We start from the raw sequence: 13,621 nt of genomic DNA, 5'->3' as shown, positions 1-13,621 counted from the left end.
AATATGTCTATCAGAAGCTATGAATTTTCTAAATTGTTTAGGTATGGTAAAAAGGACATGTCTATGAGGGATATTAATTAATTGATTAAGAATAGAGTTAGTCCATTTAATAGAGTAATTATATCCACAAGAATTACATAATCTAGATTTACAAGTAAGTTTCATATTATGTTTGAAGTTACACATATGACATCTATGTGTAATGAAACCTTTAGAAATGTCACCACAAGCAAGAAATTTATTAATAGAGTTAGAAAGATGAATCATATGTTGATTATTAAAATATGTCTTGATAGAATTTAAAGAATTTGTTAAAATAGTATTGGTGAAGATAAATTTGATTTTAGAAGTCATATTTATCAATACTTTCTGTAATTTGGTGTGGTAACTTAATTATACAGAAAAGAAAGAGGTGATTCAAGGATTTTTTTTAAAATCCCGAATCACCTTTTTTTATTGCTCAAAATCAAGAAGAAAGGTATCTTAGAAAAAATTAGAGAATTGTAGAAGTATTTATAGGAATATAAAGCGAGAAAGGGTCACCTTTCTCGTTTTCAGTATTAACACACATAAAACTATTAAAAAAAGCACTTTTTCATTAAAAATATAATTCAGTATTAAAAAAATATAGACTATATTTTTTTAGTATGATATAATAATTTATGAGGTGAAAGTATGAAATATTTGATATGTGGTATAGATTGTGCTGCTTGTGCTGCAAAACTTGAAGAACATTTAAAAAAACATGAAAGCGTAAAAGAATTAAATATTAACTTTTCAACTAAGACTCTATTTGTTAATTTTATTAATGAAGATATAGATAATATAAAAAACTTAGTAAATTATGGAAAAAAAATAGAAAGTTCGTTTGAAGTTAAAGAAGAAAAAAAATCGGATTTGGAATTTAAAGAAGAACTGGATAATTTTAAAGATCAAAAATTATTAATGTTTGTTTCTTTAGCATTATTTGTTTTAGCACTTATTGTAGATAAATTTTTTTATAGATATTTAAAATATGATACAGATTTATATATATATTTTATCCCATTTTACTTATTTTCTTATGCTTTAGTCGCTTATCCAATAATAAAGGATGCTGTTAAATCAATAATGAATGGAGATTTTTTCAATGAAAAGGTACTTATGACTGTTGCTTCATTACTTGCAATTTTTATAAGAGAATATGAAGAAGCTACAGGTGTTATGCTTTTTTACACTATAGGAGAATATTTTCAAGAATATTCGGTATTAAAGTCTAGAAAAGGTATTAGAAGTTTGATAGATATAAAAGAAAAAAAAGTTCATTTATTAAATAAGGAAAATAATAAAATATTAGATATTGATGTAGAAGATATTAATGTTGGAGATATTTTTTATGTTAAACCAGGGGAACAAATACTTTTAGATGGTAAAATTTTTGTTGGTAGTTCAGAACTTGACACTTCTATGATTACTGGGGAGTCACTACCAAGGTATTTTGAAAAAGGTGATGAAGTATTTGCAGGTATGATAAATTTATTTAATTCTTTAGCTATAGAAGTTAATAGAACTTATGATGAAAGTAGTATATATAAAATAATTGAAATGATAGAAAATTCAGGCCATCATAAATCAAAAATGGAAAAATTTGTAACAAAATTTTCAAGATATTATACACCAATTATATTTACTTTAGCTATTTTTATTATATTTATACCACCACTATTTTTTAGAAACATTACTATAATGGATTCATTATACAGTGGAATAGTGTTATTAGTAATATCTTGCCCATGTGCTTTAGTACTTTCAATACCATTAACTTTTTTTTCAGGTATAGGAAGAGCGGCAAAAGAGGGGATATTAATAAAAGGTGCAGATATATTTGATAATATTGATAAAGTTGATAGTGTTTTTTTAGATAAAACTGGGACAATTACAGAAGGTAAATTTAAAGTGAATTCTATATTTGAAGATTTAGGGAACATAGACCTAGATATAAAAGAAGTATATGAATATATATATAAAGCTGAGGAAAATTCTAATCATCCCATAGCAAAGTCGATAATAAATTTTATAAATAAAAAATATAATCTGATAGATAATATAGACAATACAGAAAAATTTTATGAATATATTAGTCTATGTGAACATTGTGGGTGTTGTCATGATTATACAGAACATTATGATAAATCTAATTTAAGGATACTAAATCATGATCCTATAGGACATCATTATGGTGATGAATGCTTAAATCATATAAAAAAAATAGATAATGAAAATAAATGTGATTGTGAAATACATAATCATGAAGAAGATTGCTTAAGGAATGTTTTTGCTAAAAATAAAGTTATTATAGAGAGTAAGGATATGCCTGGATTAGGGATAGAAGTACTCTTTGAAGATAGAAAAATAGTTATAGGGAAAAAACAATTGTTAGAAAGAAATAATATTATTATACCTAATACATATTTCTTGGATGAAAAGAATTCAACTTTAGTATATGTTGCTATTGATAATATATTTGTTGCACTTTTTGTAATAAAGGATAGAATTAAAGAAGATACTAAAGAAGCTATAAATTTATTAAGAGAAAATGGAATTAGAGATATAGTAATGTTAACAGGTGATAATGAAAATTCAGCTAAAGAAGTAAGCGATGTATTAGGATTAGATAGAGTATATTCAAATCTTTTACCAGAGGATAAGTTAGATATTTTAATTAAAGAAAAAGAAAATAAAAAGATTTTGTTTGTTGGAGATGGAATTAATGATGCTCCTGTAATAGCAGCTTCTGATGTTGGGGTTGCAATGGGGAATATAGGGCAAGATATTACAATTAATACAGCAGATATAGTTCTAAATACAGATAGTCTGATAAAAATTTCTACTTTAAAAAGTATTTCAAATAAAATGAAAATGATAGTGTTACAAAATCTTATATTTATAATTTTAATTAAATTAATAGTAATATTTTTTGGAATATTTAACTTTATGTCTATGTGGGTTGCTGTATTTGCAGATGTTGGAGTTACTATAATTGCAGTATTAAATGCTATGAGAATGAGATATATTAAATTATAAAAAATAACATGTACTTTTTTAGTGCATGTTATTTTTTGTTATTTTCTCTAATATGAAATTTTTCAGTTTTAGTCTTATAACCATATACATAATCAAGATTTATATTTTCCATAGATTTAAATACTTTTTGTTTTAGTCCAGGATTATTTTTTTCTAGATTCTCTAGCATATCCTTAATTTCTTTTCTCTTACTTGAAGTTTTTCCTGCTTCTATTACACAACCACAATTCATTGCTCTTATACCATTTTTTTTAGTAAATTTAATTATATCTTCTTCTTGTACATTTACCATAGGTCTAATTAGAGTTAAGTTACCTGAAGTAGATGGCATTTTTGGTAACATAGTTTTTAAAGTACCACCATAAAATAAATTTATAAGAGTTGTCTCAATCACATCATCAAAATGATGACCCAGAGCAAGTTTGTTATATCCCATTTTTTCAATATTTTTATAAAGTATACCTCTCCTCATTTTAGCACATAGAAAACATGGATATTCATTAGCCATTTCATTTGCTATCTTCCAAATGTTAGTGTCTATTATTTCGCAATCTATATTTAATTCTTTCAAATTAAATTTAAAATGTTCTAAATCTTCTTCTCTAAAACCAGGATTTAAACTTATAGCTTTAAATTCAAAATTAAATCTCTTATCTTTTTTCAATTCTTGGAATAATTTAACTAAAAGTAGTGAATCTTTACCCCCTGAAACTGCAATAGCTATTTTATCTCCATTACTTATTAGTCCATATTCTAAAATAGCACCTAAGAATTTAATGTATATATCTTTTCTAAAAGTAGTTCTAATACTTTCTTCTATTTCTTCAACAGGTTTTAATGGACCATCAGGTATTATTGCATTACAACTTAAATTAACCATATATTTTCTCCTAAAATTAATATACTTGATTATATCATTAAAATAAAAAATATTCAAACTTATTACAGTTGAAAAGTGAAATATCATATAGTATAATAAATATGGAGGTAATTAATATGTGTATAATTTTGGGTATAATAATAGCATTAATTTTAGTTATTATTATAGGTGTAGGTAGTATATTTTTTAGTGCAATAGGTGTACTTTTTTCTTTTATAGCAGCTATATTTTTAACTCCATATTTTTGGATAGCCTTGATTGTTTTAATAATACTAGGCTTTATATCAGAAAATTCTTGGTCTTGTCTTGGTTGCTTTATTTTTACATTTTTAGTTTTATCTATAATGATATATTTTTTCTTTAAATTCCTATTATCTATCTCTTAGATAAGTATTAGAAGCATTTACATATATATATCAAATGTTGTATAATTATCCTATAAACCAAAAAAAGGAGAAAATAAATGAAAAAAAGATTATTAATATTAGCTACATTACTTATGGTAACAGTAGGTTTTGCAGGTACTAAAGAAGATTTTGAGAAAGCTTATGAAAATTATGATAAAACTAAAAATGTTGAACAATTAGAAAAGGATTTATTAAAAATATCTGTGTTAAAGACAGATCAATATACTATTAGTTCTAAATTTGAATTAGCAAAAATAAAGATAATACAAAATAAAAATGAAGAAGCAAGAAAATATTTAAATGAAATATTGGCTGATAAAGTTGTAAGTAATGAAGGAATAAAGATGGCAAAAACGATGCTTTATTCTATAGAAGAAAATTATGATAAAAAAATTAAAATTTTATCTGAAATGATAGCTATGGATGAAAAAGATTTAGGTTTACAAATTGAAATGTTAAAACAAGTAGCTCTTAAAAAAGATAATACTAAATTCGATAAATTATATAAAGAATATGTTAAAAAAATTGCTGCAAATGATAAAGTAAAAATTTCTTTTGATATTAATTTAATTGAAACTTTATTAGGAACTAAAGATTTCGCTAATGGTGAAAAAATAATTAAACCTTATTTAAACTCTAAAGATAATGATTTAAAAGCATTAGCAAACCATTTTATGGCTATAAGTAAATATGAACAAAAAGATTTAAAAAATGCAATTAAATATTCAGATTTAGCAAGTAAAATATCTAAAGAAATAGATTCAGATATTGAAAATTTAAACTATTTATTAGCTTTTGAAAATAAGGAATATGATAAAGCTTTAAATAAATTAGTAGTTCTAAAAAATTTAACTAAAGATAAAACAGTTTTCTTTGAATTAATAACTCTAGCAGAATCTTTAGGAAAAAATGAATTAGCAGAAAATACTATAAAAGAATTTAGAACTTTATTAGATGAAAAACAAAATAAAGCATTAAATACTACTTTATCAAAATTATTTCTTGCAGATAAAAATTTAGATGTAACAGAAAAATATGCTAAAAAAGCAATAGAAGAAAGTAAAGATGATGAAGGATATTTAATTTTAGCTGTTGTTTATGCTAACTTAAATAGAAAAGAAGAAGCTTTAAAAAATGTTAGAGTAGCAATATCTAAAAATGTTGAAGGTGCAAAAGACGTAGAAAAACAAATACTTGATAATTTAAAATAGGATGCTAAGCATCCTATTTCATATTATGGAATAAAGTTATTGTTATTCATTTAGTTTTAGTATATATATATTTTAAAACAATAAAAAATTGTATAGAGTAAAGATATATGATATACTTTAAATATATGAAATTAGATAGGAGGAATTAAAATGAGTTTTATACTTAAAGATTTACCATATGCATATGATGCATTAGAACCAGTTATAGATAAGGAGACTATGCATTTCCACCATGATAAACATCATAATGCATATATTACAAATTTAAATAACCTTTTAGAGGGTACAGGGTTTGAAAATGCAACTATTGAAGAAGTTTTAACTTCATTAGATAAAATGCCAGAAGCAAAAAGAAATGGAATAAGAAATAATGCTGGTGGAACATATAATCATGATTTATTCTGGGAATCAATGATACCAGGAGGATCTAAAGAACCAGTAGGGAAACTAAAAGAAGCTATAGAAAGTACATTTGGTTCGTTTGAAGAATTTAAAAATGTGTTCAATGCTAAAGGTTTATCTCAATTTGGTTCAGGATGGGTTTGGCTTGTAAGTGATGCAGAAGGGAAATTAGAAGTTGTATCTACTGCAAATCAAGATAGTCCGCTATCTAATGCTAAAAAAGTTATACTTGGAAATGATGTTTGGGAACATGCATATTATTTAAATTATCAAAATAGAAGAGGTTACTACTTAAAAGAATGGTTTAATGTAGTTAACTGGGATGTTGTAAGTGCAAGATATTAATATTTTTGCCCTCGTTGAGGGCAATTTTTTTTTATAAAAAAAATTTTTTTAAAAAAATATATTATTAACTTTCTTTTTTAATTATCATGTGCTATACTAGTAATGAACACTATATATGGAGGAATTACAAAAAGACAAACCACAATATATTGTGTAATGCTAGGAAAGGAGATAAAGTGTTATGAACATATTAAAGAGAGATGGTAGAGAAGAAAAATACGATTCTACTAAAATATATAATGCTATATGTAAGGCTAATGAAACAGTACTGCCAGAAGAAAGAGTATCTATAAAAAAAATAGAGGAAATAATACAACATATAGAGGATAAAAAAATATCTACAGTTGAAGAGATACAAGATTTCATAGAAAAATCTTTAGTAGGGTTAGGATTATATAAACTTGCCAAAAACTATATTGTTTATAGATACACTAGATCTCTTGTAAGAAAGGCTAATACAACAGATGAATCTATACTAGCATTAATTCAAAATGCAAATAAAGAAGTAGGAGAAGAAAATTCTAATAAAAACTCCGCTGTAGCGTCTACTCAAAGAGATTTGATAGCAGGTGAGGTAAGTAAAGATTTAACAAGACGTATAATACTGCCTGAAAATATTAGTAAGGCTCATGATGAAGGTATATTACATTTTCATGATGCTGACTATTTTATACAAAATATTTTTAATTGTTGCTTAGTAAATATAAAAGACATGTTAGATAATGGAACTGTAATGAATTCAAAATTAATTGAATCTCCAAAAAGTTTCCAAGTAGCATGTACAGTTCTTACACAAATTATTGCAGCTGTTGCAAGTGGTCAATATGGTGGACAAAGTATAGATATTAGACACTTAGGAAAATATTTACGTGTTAGTAAGGATAAATATTTAAATAAATATAAGGAAAAATATTCTAATTTAGATGAAGAAACTTTAAAATCATTAGTAGAAGATAGGGTAAAAGATGAATTAAAAAGTGGGGTTCAAACTATACAATATCAAATTAATACTTTAATGACTACTAATGGGCAATCTCCTTTTGTAACTCTTTTCCTTTATGTTAGAGATGATGATGAATATAAAGATGAAGTTGCAGATATAATAGAAGAGATATTAAATCAAAGAATACAAGGTATAAAAAATGATCAAGGGGTATATGTAACGTCAGCATTTCCAAAACTTGTTTATGTTTTAGATGAAAATAATGCATTAAAAGGTGGGAAATATGATTATTTAACAAGAAAAGCAGTTGAATGTACTTCTAAGAGAATGTATCCTGACTATATTAGTGCTAAAATAATGAAGGAAAATTATGAAGGAAACGTATTTTCGCCTATGGGATGTAGATCATTTTTATCACCATATATAGATAAGAATGGAGAATATAAGTTTGAAGGAAGATTTAATCAAGGTGTAGTAAGCTTGAATTTAGTTCAAATAGCTTTAATAGCAAAAACTGAAGAAGAATACTTTAAATTATTAGAAGAAAGACTAAAATTATGTTTTGATGCATTAATGTTAAGACATAATAGATTGAAAGGTACTGTTTCTGATATTTCACCTATACATTGGCAATATGGAGCTATTGCAAGACTGCCTAAAGGTGAAAAAATAGATAAGTATTTAATGGATGGTTATTCAACTATATCACTTGGTTATATAGGTGTGTATGAAGCAACTAAATTAATAGTTGGGAAATCACATACTACTGAAGAAGGTAAAAAGTTTGCGTTAAAATTAATGCATAAATTAGAAGAAACAACAAATAGATGGAAAAAAGAAACTAATATAGGTTTTGGTCTATATGGAACACCGGCTGAAAGTTTATGCTATAGATTTGCAAAAATTGATAGAAAGAGATTTGGTGTTATTGAAGATATAACTGATAAAGGATATTATACAAATTCTTATCATGTAGATGTTAGAGAAAATATATCTGTATTTGATAAGTTTAATTTTGAGTCAGATTTTCAAAAGATATCTAGTGGTGGAGCAATATCTTATGCTGAAATACCTAATATGACTAAAAATATAGAGGCTTTAGAAGAATTAGTAAAATATATATACGATCATATTCAATATGCAGAGTTTAACACTAAAACAGATTATTGCCATGTTTGCGGTTATGATGAAGAAATGGTAATTAATAGTGAAAATAAATGGGAATGTCCACAATGTAAGAATAATGATAAGAAAAAAATGAATGTAATAAGAAGAACTTGTGGATATTTAGGTGAAAATTTCTGGAATGAAGGTAAAACAAAAGAAATAAGCAAAAGAGTATTGCATATATGAGAATTGCAACTATAAAGCCAACTGATATAGCTAATGGTTTTGGAATTAGAGTTAGTATATTTGTCTCCGGGTGTAGACATGCTTGCCCTGGTTGTTTTAATAAAGAAATTTGGAGTTTTGAAGAAGGAAAAGAATTTGAACAAAGTATACTAGATGATATATTTAGTAAAATTGATAAGGAGTATATAAGTGGGGTTACTTTTTTAGGTGGAGAACCATTAGAGCCAAAAAATCAAGAAGGAATATCAAACTTAATTAAAGAAATTAGAAAAAAATTTCCCCAAAAAACTATATGGCTATATTCTGGATTTACATATGAATATATTAAATATGAAATGTTACCTTTTTTTCCACATTTAAAAGAAATTTTATATAATGTAGATGTATTAGTAGATGGTAGATTTGAAATAGATTTACTCGATTTAAAATTGAAATTTAGAGGATCTAAAAATCAAAGAATAATTGATGTAAAAAAAACTATATCAAACAATGAAATAGTTTGGTTAGAAGAGATAGATGATAAAGACAAATATGTTAAATTAGATAAAACTATACCAAAAAGAATGGACAAATTAATTAAAATTGACAGAGAAAACATGCACAAATAAACTGTAAAAAGGATATTTGTGCATTTTTAACAATAAGGTCTAGCTCCCTTTCTTTTCCATTATATTTCAATTAGTTACAATCGATAAATGTTGATTTTAACATATGATTTGTTATATAATGTATATAAATGATAATAAGGGAGTTGTTTATGAAATTAAAAAAAGTTTTAATATATAGTAGACATGGAATAAGGTACCCTTTATTTAATCTGGAAGAAATAAGTAAAGTAGTAGATCCAGAAAAAATAAAATGGGAATTTGAAGATGCTGTATTAACTAAAAAAGGTGAGATTTTAGAATATGAATTTGGTAAATATTTAAAAAAATATTTAGATAAACTTGATATTAAAATACTTACAAAAGAATTCCATACTAATTCAATGAAAAGAACAGTACTTACTTCAAAGTTATTAGCTTTATCTATGTTTCCTTTTGAAGATATAGAAACAGAATATATGTTTAAAGATATGAGTAAGTTAGATATAAATTACAATATATTACTTACTCCAGAAGTAGTTAATCTAAAAAAACTAGAGGAATCAGATAAGAAATTAAAAAAATCATATAATCTAATAGAAGAGAGTTTAGGACTAGAAAAAGATAGTATATTTAATTTGAAGTCTGGAATTACTATAGATGATAGAGGTATAATCTATTCAGATGGTGCGTTTAGATATGGAACAGACCTTGTTGATATGTATATTTTAAAGTACTATGAAGGGTTTAAATATGATGATATATTCATAAGTAAAGATTTTAGAAAAGATTTAAAGGAAATGTCTAAAGTTAAAGATGCCCTACTTGATCTTTTATTTGCAGACAAAGAATATATATCACATTCAGTAAGTAATGCTTATCAACTAATGTTAAGACATGCAAGAAATGGTGTTGATTTGTCAGTAATAGTTGGTCATGATTCAAATATTGCAACTATACTTTCGGCATTAGATATAAATACAGATGATTTAGGTAATGAATTTGAAAAATATCCTATAGGTTCAAAATTAGTATTTAAAATATATGAAGATGATAGTTTTGACTTAGATATGATGTATTATGATGTTGATAGGATAAGATATATGGAAGATAGAGATCCAATATGTAAGACATTAATAACTAATGGAAAATTTAAATAGAGGTGTAAAATGAGTAATGAAATAATAAAATTAGTTGGGAATAGAAAATCAGTAAGAAATTTTTCCGGGGGAAAAGTTAGTGAAAAAGATTTAGAATTAATTATGAAAACAGTATTAAGAATGCCTAATTCTAGAAATTTACAACAATTATCTTTTGTTGTGGTACAAGATAAAGAAAAAATACAAAAACTTGCAGAATATTGTGGTAAACAAAAACAAGTTGCAACAGCAGATGCATTTGTAATCATACTAGGAGATTATAGTAAATTTATAGGTTCTTTAAAATCTAAAGGTGAAGAAGTAAATGAAAATATATTCTCTACATCAGTAATTGCAAATATGTTTGGGGATGCAGGTATTGCAGCATCAACTATAGATTTAGTAGGTAATTCTTTAGGATATGGCTCTACAATTATAGGAGGAGTCTTTAGTGTTGCGCCATTAGAAATATGTAAGTTATTAAAACTACCTAAACATACCTTCCCGTTACTAGGTGTGACTTTAGGAGTACCTGAAGAAAAAGTTAAGAATGCACCATTAAAACCAAGAACTAATTTTGATAATGTAGTATTTTTTGAAGAATATGATGAATCAAAAGCAGTAGAAGGTGTTGTAGAATATGATGAAGAATTAAATAAATATTGGGAAAGTATAGGTGTTCAATTGCCATCGCATTTAGATGTAATTAAATCATACTTAAGTGGAATAAATAATGAATTTTTAACAGAATTTATGAAGGAACAAGGATTTAAAAAATAATGGAATATCAAGAACTTCTTTTGGAAATAGATGAATTAATAATTCATTTAGAGAATAAAAATGTAAAGTTTAAAGATAAAGAAAAGGCAAAAGAAACCTTATCAAAACTAGGATATTTTAAATTAAAAGAATTTTCATATATTTATAGAGATGAAAATGGAAGATATTTTGATGGCACATACTTTGAACATTTTGTAGATAATTTCTTTTTAGATAAAAAATTGAGATTAGAATTATTATCTCTTATAGAATTTATAGAAATATATTTAAAAACTAAGTTAGTAAGAATATTTGGTAAAAAAGATCCATATACATATTTAAATAAAGATAAATGGGTGGATAAAAATGCAAGTGAACAAAGTATAAATGGAATATTTCAAAAGATACTTAAAAAAAGTGATAAAATTGTAAAAAAAGAAATTAGTGTTAATAAAAAAGTAGTTAGCAAATATATTCAAAAATATGATAAGAATGTATTACCTATTTGGGTAATAATAGAAGTATTAACTTTAGGTGAAATAGTTGAAATATTTAATATAGCTTATCCACAAAAATTTGAAAATATATATGTAAATATATATAAAGATTATAACGAATTTTTAAAAAATTTAGAGTTAATAAAAGATGTAAGAAATATGGCTGCACATAATAATGATGTACTTACCGAACAATATAGTGTGGGAAATATAGTTGATGTAATAGAGGTTATATTGCATTTTTGTAAAACTATAGATATAGATGTAAAATATGACAAAATAAAAAGAATTCTTTTAGAAATAGATGAAAAAACATTTTGGTTAAAAAATATTTCTAAAGAGTATATAGAGGAATTAATAGATAGGAGTAATTGATGAAAGTAAGTTTAAAGGGATTGATCGCATTTATGATAATATTTAATTTAATTAGTTGCGGTAGTGCTAAAAATGATGAACAAATTAAAGAAAATGTAAGTGTAGAAAAACCTGTAGAAGAAATTAAAGAAGAAAAGGTTGAAGAACAAAAAGAAGAAGTTAAGGAAGAAGTAAAAGAAGGAAAAAATTCAGAAAAAAAATGAAGATACAAAAGAAGAAGTAATAGTAGGTAAAAATGATATACTTAGATATCATTATAGAAGAATAGCTAAGAAAATAGATCCAAATGTGAGTTTTGATGGAGTAAATCTAGAAAAATATAGAATAACTGATACAGAAATATTCTTTGGAGATAATGAAGAATTAGCTTTGGATTTAGAAAAATTTAGACCTATATTCAAATCTGGAGTTGGACTACCTTCTTTATACTATGGAGCTACATTAAATCCTAAAAAAAGAGAAGTTGATATGACTAAAAAACATCTAGTATTTACTTTCGATGATGGTCCAAGAAATAAGAATCATGAGGCAATAAGAGAAATTTTTAATGAATATGATCAAACTGCATCATTTTTTGTATTAGGTGAAATGGTTAAGAAAAACCCTCAAATGATAGTTAAAACATATTTAGATGGACATGAAATTATGGGACATTCATATACACATCCTAACCTAACTAAATTAAGTTCAGAAAAAGTTTGGGAAGAATACCAAAAAACAAATGATGAAATATTTAAGGTTATAGGTCTTGATGTATGGCGTATAAGACCACCATATGGAGCTGCAAATGATAGAGTAAGAGATATAGTTGGGGGAAGAGAAAATTCAATATTATGGGATGTAGATTCATTAGATTGGAAAAGTAGAAACGTAGATAAAATAGTTGCAAGAGTACTTCCTGTAGTTAAAGATGGTGATGTAGTATTATTCCATGACTTATATAAAGAGACATATGAAGCAGTAAAATATATGGTTCCTATATTAATAGAACAAGGGTATCAATTTATTAGTTATGAGGATATGATGAATATTAAAAATAGATAGGAGGGAATTATATGAAACGCACATTAAAACTAACTTTTTTAACATTTTTAACTACATTTTTTTCATATGCAAACATAAGTGTAGATGGAAAAACTAATGTATATGTAGAAAAGAGTAATAATGGTGTAGATATCATAAATATATCAACTCCTTCACCTAAGGGAATAAGCCATTCAACCTTTAAAGAATTTAATGTAAGTGAAAAAGGTGCTGTAATAAATAATGCAAAAAATATTGCAAGGAGTAGAATTGCAGGACTAATAAATGGAAATAATAATATAAAAGACACAAGAGCAAAACTTGCTCTTCTAGATGTAACAGGATTAGAAGAAAGTAAACTAAAAGGAATACTTGAAGCATTAAGTAAAGATAAATTAGATGTAATACTTTCAAATCCAAATGGAATAACACTAGATGGTGCAAGTTTTTTAAATATACATAATATGGCTTTAACAACATCAAAGCCAATAATAGAAGATGAAGAAATAAAAGGATATAACAAACCTGAAGGAAACATCAAAAGCTTAAAAGAACTAAACACAGATGAGAATTTAGAGATAATATCTAATACCTTTAAATCAGAAGGAGATATAAAGGCAAAAGAATTAAAAGTAATAAC

14 protein-coding genes are annotated in these 13,621 nt (G+C 25.2%); 12 read left to right on the top strand and 2 right to left on the bottom strand.

Annotation, left to right across the window (positions count from 1 at the left end; all coding sequences use genetic code 11):
- Positions 1-354 (bottom strand): transposase zinc-binding domain-containing protein (locus AYC60_RS08205; RefSeq protein WP_231724605.1); only part of this gene is annotated, 354 nt, incomplete at its 3' end.
- A gap of 321 nt (positions 355-675) precedes the next feature.
- On the opposite strand from AYC60_RS08205, the gene AYC60_RS00790 reads away from it, so the two are divergent.
- Positions 676-3,063, top strand: a complete 2,388-nt coding sequence (locus tag AYC60_RS00790; protein WP_067320084.1) for a heavy metal translocating P-type ATPase — start codon at positions 676-678, stop codon at positions 3,061-3,063.
- Between the two features lie 28 nt (positions 3,064-3,091).
- Here the strand turns inward: AYC60_RS00790 and AYC60_RS00785 are convergent, their stop codons facing one another.
- The gene (locus tag AYC60_RS00785) at positions 3,092-3,943 is read right to left on the bottom strand and encodes a tRNA lysidine(34) synthetase (protein WP_067320081.1); all 852 of its coding nucleotides are present in this window, start codon (positions 3,941-3,943) and stop codon (positions 3,092-3,094) included.
- A gap of 116 nt (positions 3,944-4,059) precedes the next feature.
- On the opposite strand from AYC60_RS00785, the gene AYC60_RS00780 reads away from it, so the two are divergent.
- The 11 genes from AYC60_RS00780 to AYC60_RS00730 form a co-directional block, all read left to right on the top strand.
- The gene (locus AYC60_RS00780) at positions 4,060-4,329 is read left to right on the top strand and encodes a hypothetical protein (protein WP_067320078.1); all 270 of its coding nucleotides are present in this window, start codon (positions 4,060-4,062) and stop codon (positions 4,327-4,329) included.
- 77 nt (positions 4,330-4,406) lie between these two features.
- Positions 4,407-5,561, top strand: a complete 1,155-nt coding sequence (locus AYC60_RS00775; RefSeq protein WP_067320075.1) for a tetratricopeptide repeat protein — start codon at positions 4,407-4,409, stop codon at positions 5,559-5,561.
- Positions 5,562-5,711: 150 nt separating this feature from the next.
- Entirely contained in the window at positions 5,712-6,308 is a 597-nt protein-coding gene (locus AYC60_RS00770) for a superoxide dismutase (protein ID WP_067320073.1), read from the top strand.
- A 181-nt stretch (positions 6,309-6,489) separates the two neighbouring features.
- Positions 6,490-8,604 carry an anaerobic ribonucleoside-triphosphate reductase gene (gene nrdD, locus AYC60_RS00765; RefSeq protein ID WP_067320070.1) on the top strand — a complete coding sequence of 705 codons (2,115 nt, stop codon included), beginning with the start codon at positions 6,490-6,492 and terminating at the stop codon, positions 8,602-8,604.
- Positions 8,601-9,212, top strand: coding sequence for an anaerobic ribonucleoside-triphosphate reductase activating protein (nrdG, locus tag AYC60_RS00760; RefSeq protein ID WP_067320067.1), 612 nt, complete (start codon positions 8,601-8,603; stop codon positions 9,210-9,212). Before nrdD ends, nrdG begins: the two co-directional genes overlap by 4 nt.
- A 149-nt stretch (positions 9,213-9,361) precedes the next feature.
- Positions 9,362-10,348 carry a histidine phosphatase family protein gene (locus tag AYC60_RS00755; RefSeq protein WP_067320064.1) on the top strand — a complete coding sequence of 329 codons (987 nt, stop codon included), beginning with the start codon at positions 9,362-9,364 and terminating at the stop codon, positions 10,346-10,348.
- Positions 10,349-10,357: 9 nt separating this feature from the next.
- Positions 10,358-11,107 carry a nitroreductase family protein gene (locus AYC60_RS00750; RefSeq protein WP_067320062.1) on the top strand — a complete coding sequence of 250 codons (750 nt, stop codon included), beginning with the start codon at positions 10,358-10,360 and terminating at the stop codon, positions 11,105-11,107.
- The gene (locus AYC60_RS00745; RefSeq protein WP_067320059.1) at positions 11,107-11,958 is read left to right on the top strand and encodes an Abi family protein; all 852 of its coding nucleotides are present in this window, start codon (positions 11,107-11,109) and stop codon (positions 11,956-11,958) included. The genes AYC60_RS00750 and AYC60_RS00745 overlap by 1 nt, the downstream gene beginning before the upstream one ends.
- Positions 11,958-12,161: a hypothetical protein gene (locus AYC60_RS00740; protein ID WP_067320057.1), complete on the top strand. Its 204-nt coding sequence runs from the start codon at positions 11,958-11,960 to the stop codon at positions 12,159-12,161. Before AYC60_RS00745 ends, AYC60_RS00740 begins: the two co-directional genes overlap by 1 nt.
- An 85-nt stretch (positions 12,162-12,246) precedes the next feature.
- On the top strand, positions 12,247-13,002 hold the full coding sequence (locus AYC60_RS00735; protein WP_067320054.1) for a polysaccharide deacetylase family protein: 756 nt from the start codon (positions 12,247-12,249) through the stop codon (positions 13,000-13,002).
- A gap of 11 nt (positions 13,003-13,013) precedes the next feature.
- A partial coding sequence (locus tag AYC60_RS00730; RefSeq protein ID WP_156447620.1) for a filamentous hemagglutinin N-terminal domain-containing protein occupies positions 13,014-13,621 on the top strand: 608 nt, incomplete at its 3' end.

Source organism: Streptobacillus felis, assembly GCF_001559775.1.
GTDB lineage: Bacteria > Fusobacteriota > Fusobacteriia > Fusobacteriales > Leptotrichiaceae > Streptobacillus > Streptobacillus felis.
The sequence above is the reverse complement of the archived record's forward strand: the minus strand, read 5'-3'. Positions and strand labels throughout refer to the sequence as shown.

What these genes read in the sequence shown, in the direction of transcription:
- AYC60_RS00740 (WP_067320057.1), top strand. Translation starts at nt 11,958, where the DNA reads ATGAAAGTAAGTTTAAAGGGATTGATCGCATTTATGATAATATTTAAT.
- nrdG (WP_067320067.1), top strand. Translation starts at nt 8,601, where the DNA reads ATGAGAATTGCAACTATAAAGCCAACTGATATAGCTAATGGTTTTGGA.
- AYC60_RS00755 (WP_067320064.1), top strand. Translation starts at nt 9,362, where the DNA reads ATGAAATTAAAAAAAGTTTTAATATATAGTAGACATGGAATAAGGTAC.
- AYC60_RS00790 (WP_067320084.1), top strand. Translation starts at nt 676, where the DNA reads ATGAAATATTTGATATGTGGTATAGATTGTGCTGCTTGTGCTGCAAAA.
- AYC60_RS00775 (WP_067320075.1), top strand. Translation starts at nt 4,407, where the DNA reads ATGAAAAAAAGATTATTAATATTAGCTACATTACTTATGGTAACAGTA.
- AYC60_RS00780 (WP_067320078.1), top strand. Translation starts at nt 4,060, where the DNA reads ATGTGTATAATTTTGGGTATAATAATAGCATTAATTTTAGTTATTATT.
- AYC60_RS00745 (WP_067320059.1), top strand. Translation starts at nt 11,107, where the DNA reads ATGGAATATCAAGAACTTCTTTTGGAAATAGATGAATTAATAATTCAT.
- AYC60_RS00785 (WP_067320081.1), bottom strand. Translation starts at nt 3,943, where the DNA reads ATGGTTAATTTAAGTTGTAATGCAATAATACCTGATGGTCCATTAAAA.
- AYC60_RS00750 (WP_067320062.1), top strand. Translation starts at nt 10,358, where the DNA reads ATGAGTAATGAAATAATAAAATTAGTTGGGAATAGAAAATCAGTAAGA.
- AYC60_RS00770 (WP_067320073.1), top strand. Translation starts at nt 5,712, where the DNA reads ATGAGTTTTATACTTAAAGATTTACCATATGCATATGATGCATTAGAA.
- nrdD (WP_067320070.1), top strand. Translation starts at nt 6,490, where the DNA reads ATGAACATATTAAAGAGAGATGGTAGAGAAGAAAAATACGATTCTACT.